The organism is Geobacter sp. SVR (genome assembly GCF_016865365.1).
In the GTDB taxonomy this organism is placed as follows: domain Bacteria; phylum Desulfobacterota; class Desulfuromonadia; order Geobacterales; family Pseudopelobacteraceae; genus Pelotalea.
The window spans coordinates 3,770,992-3,792,505 of record NZ_AP024469.1 but is presented as its reverse complement, the minus strand read 5'-3'; the positions used below and the strand labels follow the sequence as shown (position 1 = coordinate 3,792,505).

Below are 21,514 nucleotides of genomic sequence, written 5' to 3'. Positions count from 1 at the left end.
GGGATGGCCGGGTTGTAGCGTCTCATGATGCGAGAATATTCAGGCGGAGCCCGGCCAGGCTTGAGAGTTTTGGCCTTGCGTGCCGTACCGGACTGTGCTACGAAACCACACCATTCAACTTCCAGCTGTAGGGAAGCCGGTTGAAATCCGGCGCTGCCCCGCAACTGTGAGGGGGGACTCGTGTCGCAGAAAGCCACTGCCCGTCAGGGTGGGAAGGCGCGGCATGGGGATGATCCCCGAGCCAGGAGACCTGGCTGGAAGACTTATCAGACTCCGACCGAGGGGGAGAGAGCTTATGAACCGCCACAGCATTGTTCCATTGTTGGCCCTGCCTGTTTTCCTGCTGCCGTCAACGTCATTCGCCATGCACATTTCTGAGGGCATTCTGCCCTTTAATTGGGCTGCTTTCTGGTTTGCCGCCTCTGCCCCGTTTCTGGCAATCGGACTCCGCACCCTGACCAGGCGTGCCGCCAGCGACCTTTCCAGTAAGCCTCTGGTCGGCATGGTGGCGGCCGTGGTGTTCGTGATCTCCTGCATGCCGATACCGGTGCCCATGGCCGGAACCTGCTCTCACCCCTGCGGCACCGGTCTGGCTGCGGTTTTGCTGGGTCCGGCACTGGGAGTGGTCACCGCGGCGGTCGCGCTCCTGATCCAGGCGCTGTTCTTGGCCCACGGCGGGCTGACCACCTGGGGTGCCAATCTCTTCACCATGGGGATCATAGGCTCCTTTGCCGGGTACTTTGCTTTCCGCGGGTTGCGCGCCTGCGGGGCCGGAGTCGTGCCCGCCGCCTTTGCTGCCGGTCTTCTGTCGGATTGGGCGACCTATGCCGGTACTGCCCTGATCATGGCGGCAGGCATCAAAGGGACCAGCCCCTTTTGGCCGCTGGCGGGTAAGATCGCTCTGGCTTTTGTTCCCACCCAGCTCCCGCTGGGGGTGATCGAGGGGGCCATCACCGCCGGCATGGTGTCGCTGCTGGTCAGGAAACGTCCCGACCTGTTGGCCCGCACCGCTTTGGCTGTCACGAAGGGGGAGGGGCGATGAAGATACGGACCGTACTGTTTTCCGTACTGCTGTTTGTCTGCTGCTGCGGTGGTCCTGCGTGTGCCGGGGAGAAGTGGCCCGGGATCGACGAGGCGGTGGTCAACAGGATCGCCCGGGAACAGGGGCGCCCTGCCCGGGAACCGTTGATCGACACCGGCGAAGGGGATCTGCAGTTGTTCGCCTTTCTGGCGGCGGGAAGTATCGGTGGGTTTGTGGCCGGATACTACTGGCGGATGCTGCTGGAGGGAAGGAAAGGCCCCAACTGAGGTTGGGGCCTTTGATCCGGAATGCTTACTTTCGTCCGCGGCTGGTGCTGCCTTTCGGCGGCCGTTGGGCCGGGCCCGTGTTACGGCGGTTTCCGCCAAAGGGGCGTTTCTTGCCCTGGGGGGGCTGCGGGCGCGCCTCGCTGACCGACAGCACGCGATCGATGAAAAAGGCGCCGTCCAGCACCTCGATCGCCTCTTTGGTCTGTTGCACGGTCGCCATCCTGACGTAGCCGCACTCCTTGAATTCTCCCGTCTGCGGGTCCCGGATCAGGTGGATCGATGTGACGGTTCCCACCACCGCGAACAGTTTCCTGATGTCCTCTTCAGTGGCCTTGGCCGATATGCTTCCCAGGTACAGCTCGTTTCTCATCTCGTTTTCCTTGATTCCTTCGAATTAGACGGCACGGCCTATTGTCGGCGACCGTTCATTTCTTCTTGTTGCCCACTTTTCTCTCATCCGTGGAGGGGAGCAGCGTCAGTCTGACCGTGCGCCGCTCAGGGCCAACCTCCTCGAAAACATAGCTCAATGCCGATGATTCCGGGGCATTCCGATCCTCGATGGTATAGCGGAGTCCCAGCCTGTTGGCCAATTTCTCGATGATCCGTCGGGGGGACTCATCCTCCCTGAACACGAGCAGCTGTGTATTGTACGGCATCAACAGCCGCTCATAGGTGTAGGCTTCGGATGCCGGCAATTCGCAGGCAACGACCACCGACAGGCCGGCGTTGCTGGCAGTAAAGCCCAGAATCCCCTGCATGATGCCCGGCTGGGGAGCCAGCAGCCCCAGGCCTTCGGTCATTTTGCGGGCCATGACGCAGCTCGGGGCAGCGGCGATGCTGACGGGGAGAGAATCCTGGGCAGTTGCCGCCGCAGTGGCCGCGTGGCGATCCGCAGCCGCCGGTTTCGCGCTCCCTTTCCCGGCATGTTTGGATGCCCGTGCAGTCAGCGGTATCTTCAGCTCCTGCCCAACCTGCAGGGCGCGGGGATTATGAATGCCGTTGAGCTGCATCGCCTGGGGGATCAGCCGCTCCGCCGCCTCGTCGGACAGCCCGAAGTGCCGCACCAGGATCAGGTAGAGATGGTCTCCCGGGCGGACGGTGTACCTGACGATCTCGCCGGAGGCAGACTCGCGGTGTTCCGTCCGGTGCTTCCGGTGCTGGATGCGTGGCGGCTGGGACGGCTTGCCCGGTCGTGCCGGGGGCAGCTCTTTTAGATCGAGTTCGAACTCCGAGGCCCGGCTGGGAGGAAGATCCTTCGGGTTGATGTCGAACTCCGAGGGTGAGCCGAGGGCAGCCCCGCACAGGGCAAGGCCGAGAATCGCCGCGACTGGAACAATGATTTTCATGGGAACCACCACGCATCGCAATGTATCGGAATTTGCGCCACACTCTACCACAGCTTCAGGCATTGTCATATGCCGATTTGCGAGAATGCTTCAGGAAACCTGTTGCAGAAAATCGACGCTTTTCAGGCGGCGTCCCACCTGGGCGGCAATGGCCTGATCGAGCAGCGCTCCGGCCTGGGCGGTCGTTTCGGCTGAAAAGGGGATCGATCCGAAGGTGCCGGTAGCCAGGCAGGACAGCAACAGGGAGAGGGTGGCTGCCGATACGGGACGGCCGCTGCCGGCGCAGAAGCGGCAGTTCAGCTCTCCCCCCTCCGACAGGAGCGCCCCTGTGCCGCCGAAAGGGGTGTCGCAGCGGGAACAGGTCTCCAGGGAAGGGCGGTACCCGAGGATATTGAGCAGGTTGATCTCGAAAAATCGCCGCTCCGCCGTGTCGGCCGCAGTCGCTTCCAGCCGGTCCAGGTAGGCTGACAGCAGGCGGTAGAGGCGCGGCAGGGGGTGCCCCTCGGGGCTGATCGCCTCTACCAGTTCGCAGGCGTACAGGGCATGGGCGATGCCGTTCAGGTCACCGCGGATGCGGGGATAGATGCTGTGGATCTCCGCCTGGGTGAGACCGCACAATCCCTCCTTGAGCCTGACCTGGACCTCGATGCGGGCAAAGGCCTCCAGTGCCGCGCCGAAGCGTTTGCGGCTCTTGCGGGCGCCGCGGGCAAAGGATCGGATGCGGCCATGCTCCAGCGTAAAGAGCGACACGATCCGGTCGGTGTCGCCGTAATCACGGGTGCCAAGCACAAAGGCCTGCAGCCTCTCGGGGTGCATCGCTAGTGGGCCTCGCTCCAATTGGAGCCGTGGCTGATATCGACCTTGAGCGGCACCCGCAGGGTCACGGCCCGGGACATCTCCTCCTCCACCAGCAGTTCCATCTGCACCAGTTCCTCTTGCGGTACCTCGAACACCAGTTCGTCGTGGACCTGCATGATCAGCCGGCTTTTCAGCTCTTCGGCGCGAATGCGGGCAGCCACCCGGATCATGGCCGCCTTGATGATATCCGCAGCCGATCCCTGGATCGGGTAGTTGATGGCGTTGCGCTGGGCAAAGGCGCGTATGTTGCCGTTGGAGCTGGAGATTTCGGGGATCGGCAGTCTCCGGCCGAGAATGGTATGGACGCAGCCGGTTTCCTGGGCCTGGCGGATGCAGGATTCCAGGAAGTCGATGGCACCGTGGTGGCGCTCCTTGTAGGCAGCGATGAATTCCTCCGCGGTCTTGCGGGCAACTCCCAGTTGTTTGGCAAGACTGAAGGCCCCCTGGCCGTAGATGATGCCGAAGTTGATGGTTTTGGCCTGGCGCCGCATCTCGGAGGTGACCATCTCCGGAAACAGGCCGAAGACCTCGGCTGCGGTGCGGGTGTGGATGTCCTCGTCGTGGGCAAAGGCATGGCAGAAGACCTGGTCCTCGGACAGGTGGGCCAGCACGCGCAGCTCGATCTGCGAATAGTCGGCAGCCAGGATCACGTGTCCCGGGGGGGCGATGAAGGCGTGACGGATCATGCGCCCCTCCTCGCTGCGGATCGGTATGTTCTGCAGGTTCGGATCGGAGGACGAGAGCCGGCCGGTGTTGGTGATGGTCTGGTTGTAGGAGGTATGTACCCGTCCCGTGCGGGGATTGACCATGCGGGGCAGCGCATCGCTGTAGGTGGACTTGAGCTTGGCAACGCCGCGGTAGTCTAGGATCAGCCGGGCGATCTCCGCCTCCTCGGCCAGGGCGGTCAACACCTCGTTGTCGGTGGACCAGCCGGTTTTACCCTTGGTCTTTTTGCCGGTCTTGAGCCCCAGCCGCTCGAACAAAACCTCGCCCAACTGCTTCGGCGAATTGATGTTGAAGGGGCTGCCGGCCAGCTCGAAAATGTGTTTTTCCAGCTCGCACAGGCGTGTTTCAAAGGTGGTCGAGAGAGACGCCAGCATCCGTGTGTCCAGCAGGACGCCGTGCTGCTCCATCTCACCCAGGATCGTCACCAGCGGCATCTCCACGGTGTGGAACAGGGTCTCCAGGCCCCCCTGGTTCAGCAACGGCTCGAACTTGCGCCGCAGGAGCCAGGTAACGTCGGCATCCTCGCAGGCGTAGCGGCTGGCGGCCTCGATCTCCACCTGGGAAAAGTTCTTCTGTTCCTTGCCGCTGCCGGTTACCTCACTGTAGCTGATCATCTTGTGGCCGAGATGCTCGATGGAAAGCGCATCCATGCCGTGCGTCTGACGCGCGGGATTGAGAAGATAGGATGCCAGCATGGTATCGAACCATGTCCCGGCCAAGCTGATGCCGTGCGTTGCCAGTACCTGCAGGTCGAACTTGATGTTCTGCCCGACCTTGCGCAGGGCCGGGTTCTCCAGCAGCGGCCTCAGGCGCTCCAGGACCATGGCGCGGGGCAGTTGCCCGGGCTGCATGGTGCAGTGCTCCGTGGGGGAGGTCACACTGTCGGAGGCATGATCGAGGGCTGCGAACAGGGGCGCCTGTGCCCTGCGGACGGTATGCGGGTCCTGCAGCGGACCGGAAGGGGTCGGGCACGGTCCGGTCACATGGCCTACCGGCAGGTAGCAGGCCTCGTGCTCTTGCCAGGAAAACGAAAAGCCGACGATTTCCGCCAGACGCGGATCAAGGGCCGTGGTTTCCAGGTCCAGTGCGAACTCTCCGCACTGCTCCAGCGCTGTGACCAGCTCTTCCAACTCGTCCGGGGTCGTAATGGTGCGGTAGTTGTCGCTGCTCAGGGTGGAACGGCCGGTGAGCTCCTTGATCAGCGAGGTGAAGCCGTAGAGTTTGAAGAGCGCGTTCAAGGTTTCCTGGTCCGGTTCGCGCGCGCCAAGATCATCAAGGGCGATTTCGACTGGAACGGAGCATTCGATGGTGGCCAGCCGGCGGGAGAGCAGTGCCTGTTCGCGGAACTCGCGCAGTTTTTCGCCGCATTTGCCCTTGACCTCGTGGCTGCGTTCCAGCAGTCCGTCAAGTGACCCGTATTCCTGGATCAGTTTGATGGCGGTCTTCTCGCCGATGCCCGGCACGCCGGGGATATTGTCCGAGGTGTCTCCTGCCAGCCCCAGGATGTCGATCACCCGTGCGGGTTCCACTCCGAAGCGCTGGATCACCTCGGCAATACCCGATTCGGTGCCTTTCATCGTGTCCAGCAGGGTCACTTTTTCGGTCACGATCTGCATCAGGTCCTTGTCGCCGGTAACCACTACCACGCGGCCGCCGTTGTGGGCAAAACGCGCGGCCAGCGCACCGATGATGTCATCGGCCTCGAATCCCTCCAGCTCCAGGGTCGGAATATCGAAGGCCCGCACCACTTCGCGGATCGGCCCCACCTGGGCACGCAGGTCATCGGGCATGGCGATGCGGTTGGCCTTGTATTGGGCATAGATGTCATGGCGAAAGGTGGCTCTTCCTGCGTCGAAAACCACGGCCACGTGCCGGGGGTCATAATCCTTGAGCAGCTTGAGCAGCATCTGCACGAAGCCATAGATGGCATTGGTGGGATGGCCGCTGGGGGACGAAAGATGGCGGATGGCGTAGTAGGCGCGGTAGATGTAGGAAGAGCCGTCCACCAGATACAGGGTATTGTCGTGAGACATGGGTATGTCCTTGCTGTGCGGTTTGGAACGTGCGACATCCGCAGCTATTGTCTTCGGAAAGGGCTCCGAGCGGGGTCGTATGTGTGCGGTGCCTTTAGATTCAGATGTCGGTGGAAACGGGCGGGCACTCTTCCCGGACATCGTCACGCGTGAAGAGCATGAAGGCCATGGAAGGGCGTCGGCTGGATTCGCGCATGGCGAACTGCATGCCATCGAAGCGCCAGCCCTTGGCAGTCCAGGTGTTGAGGGCCTCTTCTATCGTTTCCTCGGTTACGTTTCCCAGCTCGATAACTTTGTAGGTCAGCATGGGGAGTCCTTCTTTACGAATTCCAGTCATAGTAGCCAAATGTTCGTTAAGCATCAAGAAAACAAAAAAGGCGGCCCGAAAGCCGCCTCTGGTGATGAAGGATGAACACGCCTATTTCTGGAAACCGAGCTTGGCTGAAATCTCTTCGGAAGCCTTGATGGCAAGCGGAATCAGCTCTTTTTCCATGCGCTCGTCGCTGAAACGCATCGACGGACCGGAGATGCTGACCGCTCCGATGATGCGGCGGGTATAATCGCGGATCGGCGCGCCAACGCACTTGACACCCACATCCAGTTCCTCGTCGTCCACGGCGAAGCCCTGCTCGACGATGGTCTTGAGCTGTTTCTTGAGTTCGTCGCGGTCGGTAATAGTGTTGTGGGTGAAGCGTTTCAGCTCCTTGGTGGGAAGATAGTTCTCCAACTCCTCGTCGCTCATGTGTGCGATCTGTATTTTCCCGGCGGCAGTGCAGTAAGCGGGCAGACGCGAGCCGACACGGGGCACGACGCGCACTGTCAGGTCGGTTTCAACGGCATCCAGGTACACGATGCTGAACTCCTTGAGAATGGCAACATAGGTGGTCTCGTTGCATTCCTTTACCAGCGCTTCCAATACCGGCTTCGACTGGCGCAGCAGACCCATCTGACGGATGAAGGTCTGTCCCAGCTCCAGCGTTTTCAATCCCAGCCGGTAGTTTTCCGTTACACGATTCTGCTCGATGTATCCGCGCGATTCCAGGGTGGCCAGCAGTCTGAACACATTGTTCTTGTGGAGCTTGAGCCGTTTGCTGAGCTCGGTGACCCCCAATTCGTCAACTTCACCGTGAAATTGTTCCAAAAGATCCAGGGCGTGGGAAACAGCCTGGATGAGATATTCCGATTTTTCTTTTTTTGCCATGGTGGTATCCTGTGTAAGAAATTGTCGTAAAACGACGCGGATTGTGGTGATGCAAGGTATGGAAAGATCTACTAAAACTAGCACATTAAGTAAAAGCGGGTCAAGAAACTTGTGTTTCTCAAAATCCTAGAATAATGTTTTATAATTGTCAAGCATGAAAAATTCTTATATATTCATGGTGATTTTGCACCCCTGTTTGGGCGCAAGCTACTGAAATCAGAAGGGAGGGGGCATGCTGAATCTCAGGAAAAAAATTCTGGTCGCCATCGATGGATCGCCCCAGTCCGATAAGGCCGCCGAAGAGGCGGTGCGGATGGCGGCCGGGAGCAGCAGCCAGTTTACCAGCCGGGTCTATGCCATGCTGGTGTTGCCGAATGCCCCCACAGCCACCTATTCCGATTTCGTACCCGCCGCGCCGGTCACCGAAACCGCAAAGTGGGAAGATCTCAGGCGGCGTATCTTCTATGTCGTCGAGAAAAGTGCTCTCGAAAACGACATACCGTTGGACATGATCGTCGAATACGGCGAACCGGTGGAGAAGCTGCTCGAATTTGCCAAAAGGGAGCAGGTGGACGTGATCGTGATCGGCAGTTCCGGTAAAGGATTCCTGCAGCGTCGCATCAAGGGAAGCATCTCCCACAAGGTTGCCAGCAGTGCTCACTGCTCGGTCTATATCGTCAGGTAACGCGAATGTGCTCCACTACTGCATCTACAATGAGTGAGGAAACCGCCAAAAAACATCCCTGCCCCGACTGCAGTTTCTGTCAGTGGTGTTCCGACGACCGTTGCAGGCTCTGCCTGAATCGTACCTCCTGCTGCCGCCGCAAACTCTCGCAGGCCGAACAGATCGAGCTGTACGAGCGTCTGAATGGGCAGGATAAAGCAGGTGATCCGCACTAAAATTACCAGTCCGTTGTTTCGCGTATTTCCGCCAGGTGTCCTAGCCATTAAGCGGAGAAAAGCCTCGGCAAGATGTTGTAGATTCGTCTTCATTCATCCGGCCTTGGGCGTTTTATCGCCTATCCTCTCTTCTTTTCTTCACCCTCCAATTCCCGTCTTTACGTCCAATAAAACCAAGTAGATCGGCAACGCCCATGCCCTGTTCCGTTTTCCTTCCCTTAGAAGGCTGGCACTTTTGTTGCTTAATTAATCGTTAAAACGTTATATATAGTTATATTGATTTATGTGTCATTCTTCGGGCACATGAACAGGCTCGGCCGGCCGGTGCGATGAAAATGGAGGAGCAGCACATCACCATAAGGAGGATTCGAATGAAGATGAAGAAGAGTGTACTGAAGATTGTCGTGGCCCTCGCAGCATGTACAGCTTTCCCGCTGGAGTCCCACGCTCTCGACGAAGATCTGCAGAAGCGGATCGACTCATTGACACGGGAGATGGAAATACTCAAAGGGCAGGTCAAGCGTACCGAGGATAAATCGATCGGCAAATGGCTGACCATCGGCGGCGACTTCCGCTTCCGCGTGGACAGCCTGCATGGCCAGACCGTTGCCTATACCAGCGCCCCGGCCTTTATGAACAGCGTGCAGCAGGATAGCAACACCAAGGGATTTTTCGCCACTCCCCAGGCCCAGGGGCTGCTCGGCTCCCGATCCTATGCCGCGGTCCAGGGGCTGACTCCCCAGGCCTTGATGGGCAATATGGTCAACTATCTGACCGCACCGGGCGGAGCTTTTGCCGGTAATCCCGCGGCGGCTGCCGCCTATCTGCAGCAACTTGGAGCCGGAGCCGCCGTTCCCGCTTACAAACCGAAGAACGAAACCCTCTACACCAATAAGCTGGGTCTTGATCTGCACGCCAAAGCTACCCAGGATGTCAGCGTTACGGTGAAACTGGCGATGTACAAATCGTTCGGCTCGGAGGACGACTCCCAGGTCACGGGCAACTTCTTTGCCGATCGGATTGGCGTGTTCGACGGCACGATCAGTCATATCCCTTCCAGCAGCCTCCTGAATGTCGACCGGGCCTACGCTACCTGGAGCAATATCGCCGATCAGCCGGTCTGGTTCTCGGTAGGCCGCCGCCCCTCAACCGACGGTGCCCCGGAAAACCTCAGGCTCAACCGGGAGCGTCCCGGCAATGGCGGCACGCCGGCACTGCTGGTCGATTATGCCTTTGATGGTATGACCCTGGGCTATGCCCCCGATATCGAGGCCCTGCCCGGCGCCTATGCCAAGGTCTGCTACGGCCGTGGTTTCGACAGCGGCTTCAAAACGCCGACCAACAGCATCAAGGATACCGACATGCTGGGAGTCGCGGTTATTCCGGTGGATACCGATCCCCTTCGTATCTGGCTGCAGTGGAATCGAGGCTTCAATATCTTCGATTTCCCGGTGATGAGCAACACCTCTGCCTTCGGCAGCACCTCACCTTCTGTCTCATTGGGGGATATCGACTGGTACGGCGCCGGCGTGATGAGCACCCTCAAGAAGGTAGGCCCGGGCACTCTGACGTTCTTCAGCGACTTCGGCATGAGCGTCACCCATCCCAATGGCAATGTCTCGGCCAATGCGGGCTTCCAGGGGCTGGGAACCGGAGCATTTCTGGCGCCCGAGGCGCCGACCAGCAAGACCGGCTGGGCCGTCTATGCCGGCGTGCGCTATGACCTCCCCTCCCGGACCAAGATCGGCTTCGAGTTCAACCACGGCTCCAAGAACTGGATCACCTTCGCCCCCGCGGCAGACGACATCTGGACCGCCAAAGTCGGCACGCGCGGCAATGTCTATGAACCGTACATCATTCAGGAGCTTAACCTGAAGCCGATCTCTTCCTACTTTGCCAAGGCTTTTTTCAAGCTCGGCTACCAGTATTACGATTTCGAATACACCGGGAGCAACAACTGGGTTGGCGCGCCGCAGAAGATCTCTTCGATCCAGGGGAGCGACATGCTGTTGCTGGCGCCCCTGAAGGAAGCTCACGACGTATACGCCACCTTTGAAGTGCACTTCTAATCTCGCGGCAATCTGCCGGAAAGGATCAACGTATGAAAAGGATCAGGTTTATTGCGAAACTTTATGCCGCGCTGGTGTTGGCTACATTACTCCATGTCGGGAGCGTCAGTGCCGAAGAGATCAAGATGGTGGGCACGATCACCAAAATCGAGCTGGCAGCCAATGGGCAGAGCGCCACGGCGACTCTCAAGGACAGCAAGACCGGTGAAACAGTCACCATCATGGTCACTGACGAATTGACCCTCGATAAATTCAAGGACAAGCGCATCGTGGAGGGGGACGAGATCCGCTGCAAGTTCGAAAAAGAGGACAACAGGAACAGCAGCAAACTGTTCCGCAAAACAGCCGGCTGCTAGGAACCGGTAACGAACACCTGCCGGGGCACTGCGGCTTGGAACGCCGGTGCCCCGGCAACGTGCCCGTACCCTGATGCAGCCTTCAGTGTGTGCGATTCGAGGAGACACTATCGCCGTAAAGGAGAAACACGATGTCTATCATGAGAAAGCTGGTGCTGCTGGCACTGGTGGGAATTTTTTTGGGAAGGGGACTTACCGTTGCCGGGCAGGATCATGCCGAATTCGTGAAAGGACCGTTCAAGACTGGTGAACAGGTTACCGCGGTATGCCTGGAATGCCACGAAAAGCAGGCCGCGGATTTCATGAAGACGGCCCACTGGAAGTGGAAAGGGACACCGAACCATGTCCAGGGAATGGAAAAAAGTACGGCCGAGTACGGCAAGGCCAACATGCTCAACGCCTTCTGCACCTCGATTGAAGGGGGTGCCGATGGTCTGGTGCATGAAGCCTGCGGAAAATGCCATGCCGGTTACGGTTGGACCCGCACGAATTTCGACTTCAGTGACAAGGGGCGGATCGACTGCCTGGTGTGCCATGCCCGCAAAGGCAACTATCAGCGGTCCGCCAGCGGCTGTACGGTCGACATGAAGTCAATGGAAAAGGGGGCCATGAACCTGGAACTGGCCGCCCAGAGCGTCGGTGCTCCGACACGGAAAAATTGCGGTTATTGCCACTTCTTCGGGGGGGGAGCGGATGCGGTCAAATCTCCGGGGCTCGATTCTACCCTCGAAAAGGCGCCCAGGACACAGGATGTCCACATGGGCACCAAGGCCAGCGGCGGACAGGATATGAACTGTCAGGATTGTCACAGGACAAAAGACCACAAGATCGCCGGCGCTTCGAGCATGATGGCACATTTCGAGTCGCGCGTGGCCTGCGAGGATTGTCACAGCGGCGACAAGGCGCCGCACCGGAAGTCGAAGAACAGCGCGATTCTGGCGCGTCATCTGCAATCGGTGGCGTGCCAGACCTGCCATATCCCCCTGTTTGCCAAGGCGCAGGCCACCAAAATGTCCTGGAAGTGGTCCGATGCGGGAAAAGATATGAAAGGGGAGGAGGAGTACGACAAAGAGACCTTTGACAAGCGCAAGGGCACCTTCAGCTGGGGCATGAACGTCAAGCCGGTGTACCGGTGGTATAACGGGACCATCGAGCGCTACATGAAAGGACAGGTCATCAAAGATCCGGCCGTACCAGTGATAATGACCGCGCCGGTGGGCAGCATCGCCGATGCCACGGCAAAGATCTACCCGTACAAGTACTATACCGGCGATCAGCCCATGGATGCGGAATTCAAGTACCTGAGCGTATTCCAGCAGTATAAATCACTGTGGACCGATTTCGACTGGAACAAGGCCCTGGCAGAAGGGGCCAAAGGGGCGGGCCTGCCCTACAGTGGCAGGTACCGGTTTGTCAATACCGTGTCATATCTGAGTGTGCCGCACGAGGTGGCGCCCAAGGAAGAAGCGTTGCAATGCGGCGAATGTCATCTGGGGGGGACGCGGCTGGATTGGAAGGCCCTGGGATACCCGGGGGACCCGATGCGCACCGGCGGCAGACTTCAGAAACCGGCCACCAAGCGGAACGGAGAATAGGCGTATGAACCGGCCTGAAAGGCCACCTCATGGCGGTGGCCTTTCAGGCAACGTGCGGTGATGTCTCTACTTGCTGGCCAGCTCTTTCGAACGTCTGCAGGCGGCATCAACGGCATCCATGACAATGCCGTGGAAGCCCCGCTGTTCCAGGGCATGCAGTCCGGCAATGGTCGTACCGCCGGGAGAGGTGACCTTTTCCCGCAAGAGAGCCGGGTGCTCTCCGGTTTCAGCCACCATCCGCGCCGCCCCGAGCACAGTCTGGATCGCCAGCTCCCGTGCCACATCCCGCGCCAATCCATTCTTCACCCCGGCATCGGAAAGCGCCTCGATAAAGCTGTACACATAGGCCGGCCCGCTGCCCGAAAGTCCGGTGACTGCATCCATCTGTTTTTCGGAAAGAGTGACCACCGTACCGATCCGGGAGAAGATCGCATCGGCCGTTTCCAGATCGGCAGCATTGGCCTTTCTGCCGGGCGAAATGGCAGTGGCGGCCGCCTGGATCAGGGCAGGCGTGTTGGGCATGGCACGCACCACCCTGACGCCGTTGGCAAGAGCGTCCTCGATAAAGGTGGTGGAAATGCCGGCCATGATGGAGATGACCAGTTTGTCCGCCGAAACGGTCGCTTCCAGATCAGTCAGGACACTGGCTGCCACCTGCGGTTTGACGGCCAGGATGATGACATCGGCCTGCCGTGCAATCTGGTGATTGTCATCGCTGAGCGTAACGGCGTGGTGCGATGAGAGGAAATCCCTGCGTTGCGGCAGCGGTTCCGCCACCATGACAGTGTCCGCCGGCACGCCGCCGGCCAGAAGTCCTTTGACGATGGCTTCCGTCATGTTACCGCCGCCGATGAATCCGAATCTTTTCCCCTCCAGCATGGTCTGCCCCCTTTTAGAGAATCACCGCTTTTGCAAATGTAACGCAGCGTATCGGAACTAGTTCGTACTGCTCTTGGTGATCATCATCACTCCCACGCAGACCAGCACCGTGCCGGCCCAGCGCAACGGCGAAACCGTCTCTCCCAGGTAGTACTGCGAAAGGAAGGCTACCAGCACGTAGTTGAGCGCCTGCATCGGCAGGGCCACCGACAGGTCCTCCCAGGACAGCACCGCCAGCCAGAGGAAAAAGAACAGCGCCAGCATGGCGGTCCCGCAAATCAGCTTGGGAGTGGTCAGGGCGCGGAAGGCGGCATCCAGTATGCCCCGCAGGTTCATGGCCGAGAGATCCCCCATCTCCTTCATACCCTTGGCCAGCAAAATGTCTCCAACGGTTCCGGCGCTTACCGCCAGCAGCATCACCATCATTGTCTTAAACATACGCTTTTACATCTCCTCGATAATTCACCAGGCTGATGCCCAGCTCTTTCAGTGTGCGCCTGATGCGCGGACTGGTTATGGCGGCCAGTTCTTCCTCGTGCCGGTAGTCAGGCATGCGGCGCGTGATCTCGGCGTCCGGTAGCCGTCCGGGATGAAAGTAAATCTCCGTCAGGTCGGCGTCCAGACCCTCCAGAATGTTCATGATATAGTCCTCGGTCATCCTGCCCGAGTTGAGGACTCCTTTGACCTCACCGGCATGGCGGATGCCCAGCCGCTCCAGGCGGGGGAGGCAGTGGTTGGCCAGCGAACCGAAGACGATGCTCTCCACCGTCTTGCCCAGGCGCCGTTCCCGGTCGAAGGTCAGGTTGTGGGAAAGGCGTTCCCGTGAGAGCCGGAAACTGGTGATCCCGTGGCGCGGCATCAGCTCGTTCAGGATGCGGAAGACCGTGGGGTGCATATGGATGTTGAGGTGTCCGTCGATGTGCGTCAGCGGGATGCCTGCCTCCAGCACCCGCAGGATCTGGGCCTCGATTTCACGTTTGAGCTGGCAGTACAGGCCCCGGTCGAAAAAGTAGCGCATGCCGGCTGCCACCGGATTGTCGGTGAAGCGGCCCCCTGCATCCACCAGTTCGCGCACATCGCTGCGCGGCAGGACCGCGCGTCCCTGCACCAGGGTCAGGTGCAGTCCCACCTGGAGTCCCGGATTGCGCCGGGCAATGGCGACCGCCTCATCGAAAGCGTCTCCACCCGGCATGATCGAGGCGCAGGTCAGGAGTCCGGTCTGCCAGGCCTCCTCCACCGCGCGGTTGACGCCGCTGGAGAGGCCGAAATCGTCGGATGTGATGATCAGTTGTTTCATATGAAGTTCAAAGCGATGGAACACGGAAACGGCGGAAGAAGCGGATAAAGGCGGATCATTTCTGCATGTTCTGCTTAAATCCGTCCTCTTCCGCTTTTTCCGATCTTTCCGCGTCTATCAAAGATTTTGATCTTCTACTTGCACTCGGCGCAGGTTTGCTTGCGCTTGCGCATATAGTCCAGATACTGTTTGCCTTCCTTGAGCAGCTTGCGGCGCTCTTCGCCGTCCACGATCATTTTGCCGATGCTGCGCAGGATGTATTTCGGGCGGAAGTAGAACTTGTTGTAAAACTCCTCCACAGCCTTGAAGATCTCTGCGTTGGAGAGGTGCGGGTAGTTGATGACGCACATCTGGTGGCCGGTGTCGTCGATGTAGGCATCCGAGGCGATCCACCCCTCGCGCTTGCACTGCTCGTAAAACTCCGTGCCGGGGTAGGGAGAGGCCAGCGAAACCTGGATGGAATCCAGATCCAGCATCTTGGCGTAGGCGATGGTTTCCTTGATGGTCTCCCGCGTCTCGCCCGGCAGTCCCATGATGAAGGCGCCGTGGATGGTGATGCCCAGTTTCTTGCAGTCCTTGACAAACTGGATGGCCTGCTCTTTGGTGACCCCTTTTTTGATGTTCTTGAGGATCTGGGCGTTGCCGCTCTCGAAGCCGACGATGACATGATGCAGCCCAGCGTCGCGCATGATCTTGAGGGTTTCGTAGTCGCAATTGGCGCGAGCATTGATGACCCAGGAGACGTTCAGCGGCTTGATCAGTTCCGCCACGGCACGGGCATGCTTTCTATCGGCCGAGAAGGTGTCGTCGTCAAAAGAGATATCCTTCACCTCCGGGAGGTTCTCTTTGATCCACTTGACCTCTTCGTAGACGCTCTGAGGAGAACGGGTGCGCATCTTCTGGCCGGAATAGGTCTGGGGCCAGAGGCAGAAGGTGCACTTGGCAGGACAGCCGCGGCTGGTGTAGATCGCCACATAGGGGCTTTTGAAGTGCGGAATGACATATTCGCTGATGGCGAGGTCGCGTTTGTAGATCGGCGCCACGAACGGCAGGGAATCCAGATCGGTCAGGATCGGCCGGTCAGGGGTATGGGTTACGTTGCCGTTACGCTGGAAGCTGATTCCCTCCACCTGTTCCCAGGCACGCCCTTCGCAGAGTTCCTTGACGGCGTAGTCGAACTCGCCGCGGCAGACGATGTCGATGATGCCGTTGCCGGCCTCGAGCGATTCTTCGGGCAGGATGGTCACATGCGGTCCGGTCAGGACCGTTACGGTTTCCGGCTTCTGGGCCTTGATACGGCGGGCGGTTTCGATGTCGATCTTGAGGGTGGGGGTAGAGGTGTACATCACCACCAGATCGTAATCCCTGGCAATCTTCAGGCAGTCTTCCAGGGTCAGTCGCTGCACCGGGGCGTCCACCACGCGGCTTCCTTCGATCATGCCGGCGGGATAGCAGAGCCAGGTGGGATACCAGAAGGAGGTTACCTCGCGGGAGGCCTGATAGCGCGCACCGGCGCCGCCGTCGAAGTCTTCGAAGGTAGGGGGATTCAAAAATAACGGTTTCATCACTGCTCCTTGTCTGCGGCTAAAAAGCTGACAGGATAGTGATTTTACGTCATAAAGTCAAGCTATTGCGGCTGTGGCGGCCATAAAAAAGGGGCATCCATGGCCGGATGCCCCGTCTGCCGTGATGGCGGTGAACCTACTTCAACTTACTTCTTGGGCTGCTTGGCGATGATCATATCCTTGACTTTGTCGTAGACCGGATCGGGCAGAACTTTGCGGGACTTGAGCTGGGTCTTGTTGGCATAGGGGCGTCCGGCGATAATCTTTTTGGCATAGGCGTCGCCAATGCCCGGAATGGCTTTCAGCTCGGCCTCGCTGGCGGTGTTGATGTCGACCAGTTTGCCCTTGGCGGCCGACGTGGCTTCGGAGGCGGCGCCTTTCGTCGTATCCTTGACGTCAGTTGCGGTGGATTTGGCAGCCCCTTTGATATCATTACCGGTGACATCGGCGGCAATGGTGAGGCCGCTGGACAAGAAGAGGGCTGCGACAGCTGCCAATGCAGTTTTTATGAGTCCGTTCTTCATTTCGTACCTCCTTCACATCGTTTCTGAATCGATTCAGCCATCATAAACCCTATCTATCACGCTCCTGTACCTTGTCAACGTCCGTGGAATCGAAGAAGGCCGCTATGCATGCAAAGGTGGCCTCCGGCCGCTCCTCGTGGGGATTGTGACCGCAATCCGGGATGACGTCCAGCCGCGCATCCGGCAGTTCCCGCTGGAGCCGCTCCCCCTGCCAGAGGGGAACCACCCGGTCATGTTCACCCCATAGCAAGAGCACCGGCATGGTGATCTCCCGGTAGCGTGCGATCAGTTCCGTAAAATTGGCCGGAACGATGTGCCGCACGGTGCGTGCCAGTGCGCAGGCGGACTTGAAGCCTGTATAGCAGGCGGCATAACGGGCCATCAGCTGCCGGGTGATGCGCTCGTGCCGGTAGAAGGCGGCCTGCAACCCCAGTCTGGCAATCATCTGCGACGGCAGCAGCGTCATTGCCAGCGGACCGATCACCGGCCAGCTCAAACGCACCATGAAGTGCGGGATCTGCTGCGGATAAGCCGGCGCTCCGATCAAGATCAGGCGCTCCACGTCCGGGGAGGACAGAGCTGCCAGGAGCGCCACACCTCCCCCCAGGGAATGGCCGACAAGGGTGATCTTCTTTAAAGGCGCTGACCGGATGAAGGCCCTGACGAGTTCGGCATTGTGAAGGGGGGAGTAGTCCCCGCTGAACGGGCGGGAGGAGCCGCCGTGCCCCTTCAGATCGAGCAGATATAGCGTGAATCGCTCGGGCGGAAAGAACGGCAGCAGGTCGTACCAGGTGTGCATCGAGGCGGCGAAGCCATGCAGGAACAGCAGCGTCTGCGGTCCGCAGCCGACGGTGCGGTAACGGATGACATCGCCGGCAGAGTGGGTGAAGGTCGCGAAGCCCCTGTCATGCATCGGTGGTTGTTCTGGCACGTTGTCAACTCCTGGCGACGGGGTATGCTATAATTGCAGAAACACCTGGATGCGAGACACCTGCCGGACAGGCAGGGAATCTTCCGGTAATGGCGGGAGATCAATTTTTATGTAGCTCCGGACGGCCCTTTACGCAAGTTTTTCTTTTCTTCGAGGTCATGGAATGCAATAGTGCGAGAAATTTTCCGACGCCGTGCGCGTCCCACTTTACCCGTCAAGGAGATCAACATGAGTCAGAAGAAACCGGAGCTAACCTTCAAGTACATCTTCAATTACAGCTACAATCCGACCTACGTCAACGGCGCCCAGGGCGGTTTCTCGCCCAGGGGCGAAATGATCATCAATTTTTACCTGGAACGCCAACCGCTGCCGGAGTCGATCAGCCACGAGATCACCTCCGCAGGCTCCATCGGTCGTGAAACCGCTGTCGAGCCGGAGGATCTGACGAACAGCATGGTCCGGTTCATCGACACCGGCGTTGTGATGAGTTACGAAAACGCCAAGGTTTTCCATGCCTGGATGGGCGAAAAGCTGCGCGAGATGGAAGAAATGCACAAGGTGCGGTCCGCTTTCGAAAACGCGGAGGTGGGCGGGCAGGCTTAGGACATTTGCCATGAGCTGTTTCAGATTCATCGCAGTACGGACAGGGCTGATGACGGCCCTGGCCGCTGCATTGCTGATAGCCTCACCGGTTCGGGCCTTTACGATTCCGGAACGGCTGGAGTTTGAAATCTCCTACAGCGGTATTCCGGCGGGGCGGGCGGTGCAGGAGGTCAGTCAGGACGGGGATGAGATCAAAATCGTTTCCACCGCCCGTTCGGCTGCCTGGTTGAAGGTCATGTTTCCGGTGGACGACCGGATCGAATCGATTCTGGTCAAAGGCGAACAGCCGCACTCCATCGGAGTGCCGCGTCTGTACCGGGAGCGCATCCGCGAGGGGTGGACCCGCTTTGAGAAGGATGCCGCATTCGATCGTGAAAAACTGGAGGTCAACACCAAGGATCTGCTTAAAAAGACCGACAAGACCCAGAAGATCACCGAACGTACCTACGACACCCTGTCCAGCTTCTTCTATTTCCGCACGGTGCCGCTGCAGGTGGGGAGCTCCACCCACATCGACATCTTCGACTGCAAGAGACTCTGGAATACGGAGGTGCAGGTTCTGCGGCGCGAGGAGATCTCCACTCCGCTGGGGCGTTTCAAGACCATCGTGATCAAGCCGATCCTGCAGTCGGAGGGGATCTTTGCCCGTACCGGCGACATGTACATCTGGCTCACCGATGACGACCGCCGCATACCGGTCCTGATGAAGTCCAAGGTAAAGATCGGCAGCATCACCGCTACGCTGGTGGGGGGAAGTTACTGGCCCGCCGGAAAGTGATTGCATCGTGACGACTCCCAAAGCCCGCTTTTGCGGGCTTTGGTTTATCCTGAATCCGCGAGGCCTGGAAGCCGAGCGTCATGCCGGCAGTGCCGCATCACCTCCGTCTGGACAACCTCTTGTACCGGAACGCAGGAATAGGCGGCATGGGTAGCGAGTGGGATTCACGTTTATGTATCCGGACATCGCGCCAGCACGTTTGCTCCGCACATCGGGAGGAGGTAAAATTGCGTATGATCCATGTGGCGAGTTTGTCCATATTCTGTGTTGCCGCCCTGTTGCTGGCTTCAGCGGCACCGGCCAGCGGGGCCCAGAAATGCCGGCCGACACAGTGGGATGAGATCGGACCCTTCTATCGGCCCAACGCGCCCGTGCGCTCCAAGCTCGGCAGCGGTTATGTCCTGTCCGGAACGGTCCGCTCGGCGGCCGATTGCAAACCCCTGCCCGGTGCCAGGATCGAGTTCTGGCAGACCGGAAGGAACGGAGAATACGACGATGCCCACCGGGGGGCGATCATTGCCGACAAACAGGGGCGCTACCGCCTCGAAACCGATTTTCCGACGGGTTATGCCCGCCGGCCGCCCCATATCCACATCCTGGTGGATATGCGCGGCTTTGCCGGACTGATCACTCAGCACTACCCTCAGAGCGGTGCGAAAAGCGCGACATTCGATCTGGTGCTCGAGCCGGAATAACCGCCTCGGAGAAAAAACATGCGTTATCACGCCCTTGCCTGCGATTATGACGGTACGCTTGCCCTGAATGGCAGGGTCGATGATGCGACGTTGGCTGCGCTGGAACGCCTCAGGGAGAGCGGCCGCCGGCTGCTGCTCGTCTCCGGGCGGCGTCTGGAAGAGCTGAAACAGGTCTGTCCCCGGCTGGAACTGTTCGACCGGGTCGTGGCGGAGGACGGCGCCCTGATCTATCGGCCGGAGACCCAGGAGGAAACCCCGCTCGGCGATCCTCCTCCGCCCGAATTCACGGCTGAGCTGCGCCGGCGCGGCGTGGACGACCTGGCCTGTGGCAGGGTGATCGTGGCCACTTGGGAGCCCCATGACCATGTGGTCCTCGATTTGATCCGGGAGATGGGGATCGAATACCAGGTGATTTTCAATAAAGGGGCCGTGATGGTCCTCCCCACCGGCCTCAACAAGGCGGTGGGTCTGCGCCGGGCTCTGCGCGAGCTGGGACTGTCGCCCCATAATACGGTCGGCGTCGGGGACGCGGAAAACGATCATGCCTTCCTGTCGGTCTGCGAGTGCGCCGTGGCGGTTGCCAACGCCCTGCCTGTGCTGAAGGACCATGCCGACCTGGTGACTGTTGCGGATCATGGCAGCGGGGTGGTCGAACTCGCCGAGCGGCTGCTCGCCTCGGACCTGGCCGAATTGTCCCTGGAGCGTCACGAACTGATGATCGGACAGGATGAAGCCGGAGGGGGGCTGGCTGTTCCGGGCTACGGCGATAACCTGCTGCTGGCCGGAACCTCCGGCAGCGGCAAATCGACCGTTGCCACCGCTTTCATGGAGCAGCTTGCCGAGCAGGAGTACCAGTACTGCATCATCGATCCCGAAGGGGATTACGCCGATTTCGCTGACGCAGTGGCTGTCGGTGACCGCGACCGCCCCCCCACCATCACCGAGCTGATGGGGTTGCTGGAACGGGGGGAGGGGAACTTCAGCGCCAACCTGATCGGCCTGCCGCTGGACGATCGACCGGCGTTTTTCGAACGGTTCTTCGCGGCGCTCCTGGATTTCCGCAGCCGTACCGGGAGACCACACTGGCTGATCGTCGATGAGGCGCATCATCTGCTGCCAGCCTCCTGGGCCTCGCCGCCGCTTCCGGTGCCGACACTCCTGCAGGGGCTGCTGTTGATAACGGTGCATCCCGAGCTTGTCTCCCCGCAATTGCTGACCCGGATGCACACCATTATCGCACTCGGCGAGAATCCGTCCGAAACCATTGCAGCCTTTGCCCACGCCGGTGAGCATGCCCCTCCGGTCATTTCTGACATGCACCTGGGGCAGGGGGAGGCATTGCTCTGGCAAACGCAGAGACCGGCCGTCCGCTTCCGCCCCCTGCAGCCGCGGGCCGAACTGCGCCGCCACCTGCGTAAATACGCTGAGGGCGAACTGCCGGAGGACCGCAATTTCCGGTTTCGCGGCCCGGAGGGGCGCTTGAACATCAGGGCGCAGAATCTGCGGATCTTCCTGCAGATTGCCGATGGAGTCGACGACGAAACCTGGACGTACCATCTCCGCAGCGGAGATTATTCCCGCTGGATGCGCGAAGCGATCAAGGACCTCAAGCTGGCCGAAGAGGTGGCCTGCCTGGAGCGGCAGGAGCACAGCCCCGCGGAAGGACGCCGCCTGCTGCGCAGGATCATCGAGGAACACTACACCGGCACGGCATGAAGCAATAGAAGGTTGTTCAAAAATGGGTAGATCGCCGCCGTCCTCGTCAGCCTCCTTGTTCCTGTGAGGGCGACGATCTACCCATTTTTGAACAACCTGGAAATTTCGACAGCCTGTTAAGACGGGCCAGGTGG

Annotated in this window: 22 protein-coding genes and 1 riboswitch; of the genes, 10 read left to right on the top strand and 12 right to left on the bottom strand. The window is 59.6% G+C overall.

From position 1 onward, the window contains the following. Nucleotides 1-99: 99 nt before the first annotated feature. A riboswitch (cobalamin riboswitch) is annotated at nucleotides 100-273 on the top strand. A gap of 22 nt (nucleotides 274-295) precedes the next feature. Continuing rightward, nucleotides 296-1,042: an energy-coupling factor ABC transporter permease gene (locus GSVR_RS17695; RefSeq protein WP_173200153.1), complete on the top strand. Its 747-nt coding sequence runs from the start codon at nucleotides 296-298 to the stop codon at nucleotides 1,040-1,042. Next, nucleotides 1,039-1,308, top strand: coding sequence for a cobalt transporter (locus tag GSVR_RS17690; RefSeq protein WP_173200151.1), 270 nt, complete (start codon nucleotides 1,039-1,041; stop codon nucleotides 1,306-1,308). Before GSVR_RS17695 ends, GSVR_RS17690 begins: the two co-directional genes overlap by 4 nt. 25 nt (nucleotides 1,309-1,333) lie before the next feature. Here GSVR_RS17690 and GSVR_RS17685 read toward each other — a convergent pair whose 3' ends face one another. The 6 genes from GSVR_RS17685 to GSVR_RS17660 form a co-directional block, all read right to left on the bottom strand. Then, nucleotides 1,334-1,678 (bottom strand): RNA-binding protein, encoded by a 345-nt coding sequence (locus GSVR_RS17685; RefSeq protein WP_173200149.1) that lies wholly within the window; start codon nucleotides 1,676-1,678, stop codon nucleotides 1,334-1,336. 55 nt (nucleotides 1,679-1,733) lie between these two features. Then, nucleotides 1,734-2,654 (bottom strand): LysM peptidoglycan-binding domain-containing protein, encoded by a 921-nt coding sequence (locus GSVR_RS17680; protein ID WP_173200147.1) that lies wholly within the window; start codon nucleotides 2,652-2,654, stop codon nucleotides 1,734-1,736. Between the two features lie 90 nt (nucleotides 2,655-2,744). Further along, nucleotides 2,745-3,470: a DNA repair protein RecO gene (recO, locus tag GSVR_RS17675; RefSeq protein WP_173200145.1), complete on the bottom strand. Its 726-nt coding sequence runs from the start codon at nucleotides 3,468-3,470 to the stop codon at nucleotides 2,745-2,747. Between the two features lie 2 nt (nucleotides 3,471-3,472). Next, a complete protein-coding gene (gene polA / locus GSVR_RS17670) occupies nucleotides 3,473-6,271 on the bottom strand; it encodes a DNA polymerase I (protein WP_173200143.1) in 2,799 nt (932 codons plus the stop codon). Nucleotides 6,272-6,371: 100 nt separating this feature from the next. Continuing rightward, nucleotides 6,372-6,578, bottom strand: a complete 207-nt coding sequence (locus GSVR_RS17665; RefSeq protein WP_173200141.1) for a DUF4177 domain-containing protein — start codon at nucleotides 6,576-6,578, stop codon at nucleotides 6,372-6,374. A gap of 111 nt (nucleotides 6,579-6,689) precedes the next feature. Further along, nucleotides 6,690-7,472, bottom strand: coding sequence for an IclR family transcriptional regulator (locus GSVR_RS17660; RefSeq protein ID WP_173200139.1), 783 nt, complete (start codon nucleotides 7,470-7,472; stop codon nucleotides 6,690-6,692). A gap of 232 nt (nucleotides 7,473-7,704) precedes the next feature. Between GSVR_RS17660 and GSVR_RS17655 the strand changes: the two genes are divergently transcribed. The 4 genes from GSVR_RS17655 (at nucleotide 7,705) to GSVR_RS17640 (ending at nucleotide 12,392) form a co-directional block, all read left to right on the top strand. After that, nucleotides 7,705-8,157, top strand: coding sequence for a universal stress protein (locus tag GSVR_RS17655; protein ID WP_173200137.1), 453 nt, complete (start codon nucleotides 7,705-7,707; stop codon nucleotides 8,155-8,157). A 586-nt stretch (nucleotides 8,158-8,743) separates the two neighbouring features. Beyond that, the gene (locus GSVR_RS17650; protein ID WP_239077373.1) at nucleotides 8,744-10,441 is read left to right on the top strand and encodes a DUF3373 domain-containing protein; all 1,698 of its coding nucleotides are present in this window, start codon (nucleotides 8,744-8,746) and stop codon (nucleotides 10,439-10,441) included. A gap of 32 nt (nucleotides 10,442-10,473) precedes the next feature. Continuing rightward, the gene (locus GSVR_RS17645; RefSeq protein WP_173200135.1) at nucleotides 10,474-10,797 is read left to right on the top strand and encodes a hypothetical protein; all 324 of its coding nucleotides are present in this window, start codon (nucleotides 10,474-10,476) and stop codon (nucleotides 10,795-10,797) included. A 131-nt stretch (nucleotides 10,798-10,928) separates the two neighbouring features. Continuing rightward, entirely contained in the window at nucleotides 10,929-12,392 is a 1,464-nt protein-coding gene (locus GSVR_RS17640) for a tetrathionate reductase family octaheme c-type cytochrome (protein ID WP_239077372.1), read from the top strand. Between the two features lie 66 nt (nucleotides 12,393-12,458). On the opposite strand, the gene proC is transcribed toward GSVR_RS17640, so the two are convergent. From proC to GSVR_RS17610, 6 genes are all read right to left on the bottom strand, one after another. After that, nucleotides 12,459-13,271 (bottom strand): pyrroline-5-carboxylate reductase, encoded by an 813-nt coding sequence (gene proC / locus GSVR_RS17635; RefSeq protein ID WP_173200133.1) that lies wholly within the window; start codon nucleotides 13,269-13,271, stop codon nucleotides 12,459-12,461. Between the two features lie 57 nt (nucleotides 13,272-13,328). Then, the gene (locus GSVR_RS17630) at nucleotides 13,329-13,709 is read right to left on the bottom strand and encodes an EamA family transporter (RefSeq protein WP_173200131.1); all 381 of its coding nucleotides are present in this window, start codon (nucleotides 13,707-13,709) and stop codon (nucleotides 13,329-13,331) included. After that, complete coding sequence (gene hpnK / locus GSVR_RS17625) at nucleotides 13,702-14,568, bottom strand: hopanoid biosynthesis-associated protein HpnK (protein ID WP_173200129.1); 867 nt, start codon at nucleotides 14,566-14,568, stop codon at nucleotides 13,702-13,704. The genes GSVR_RS17630 and hpnK overlap by 8 nt, the downstream gene beginning before the upstream one ends. 134 nt (nucleotides 14,569-14,702) lie before the next feature. After that, the gene (gene hpnJ, locus GSVR_RS17620) at nucleotides 14,703-16,133 is read right to left on the bottom strand and encodes a hopanoid biosynthesis associated radical SAM protein HpnJ (protein WP_173200127.1); all 1,431 of its coding nucleotides are present in this window, start codon (nucleotides 16,131-16,133) and stop codon (nucleotides 14,703-14,705) included. Between the two features lie 146 nt (nucleotides 16,134-16,279). After that, the gene (locus tag GSVR_RS17615) at nucleotides 16,280-16,657 is read right to left on the bottom strand and encodes a helix-hairpin-helix domain-containing protein (protein ID WP_173200125.1); all 378 of its coding nucleotides are present in this window, start codon (nucleotides 16,655-16,657) and stop codon (nucleotides 16,280-16,282) included. A gap of 49 nt (nucleotides 16,658-16,706) precedes the next feature. Then, nucleotides 16,707-17,588 carry an alpha/beta fold hydrolase gene (locus GSVR_RS17610; RefSeq protein ID WP_173200123.1) on the bottom strand — a complete coding sequence of 294 codons (882 nt, stop codon included), beginning with the start codon at nucleotides 17,586-17,588 and terminating at the stop codon, nucleotides 16,707-16,709. A 228-nt stretch (nucleotides 17,589-17,816) separates the two neighbouring features. Between GSVR_RS17610 and GSVR_RS17605 the strand changes: the two genes are divergently transcribed. From GSVR_RS17605 to GSVR_RS17590, 4 genes are all read left to right on the top strand, one after another. Further along, entirely contained in the window at nucleotides 17,817-18,191 is a 375-nt protein-coding gene (locus tag GSVR_RS17605; RefSeq protein WP_173200121.1) for a hypothetical protein, read from the top strand. A gap of 10 nt (nucleotides 18,192-18,201) precedes the next feature. After that, nucleotides 18,202-18,969 (top strand): DUF3108 domain-containing protein, encoded by a 768-nt coding sequence (locus GSVR_RS17600; RefSeq protein WP_173200119.1) that lies wholly within the window; start codon nucleotides 18,202-18,204, stop codon nucleotides 18,967-18,969. A 233-nt stretch (nucleotides 18,970-19,202) separates the two neighbouring features. Further along, nucleotides 19,203-19,664 (top strand): intradiol ring-cleavage dioxygenase, encoded by a 462-nt coding sequence (locus GSVR_RS17595; protein WP_173200334.1) that lies wholly within the window; start codon nucleotides 19,203-19,205, stop codon nucleotides 19,662-19,664. A gap of 18 nt (nucleotides 19,665-19,682) precedes the next feature. Next, complete coding sequence (locus GSVR_RS17590) at nucleotides 19,683-21,380, top strand: HAD-IIB family hydrolase (RefSeq protein ID WP_173200117.1); 1,698 nt, start codon at nucleotides 19,683-19,685, stop codon at nucleotides 21,378-21,380. Nucleotides 21,381-21,514: the final 134 nt, after the last annotated feature.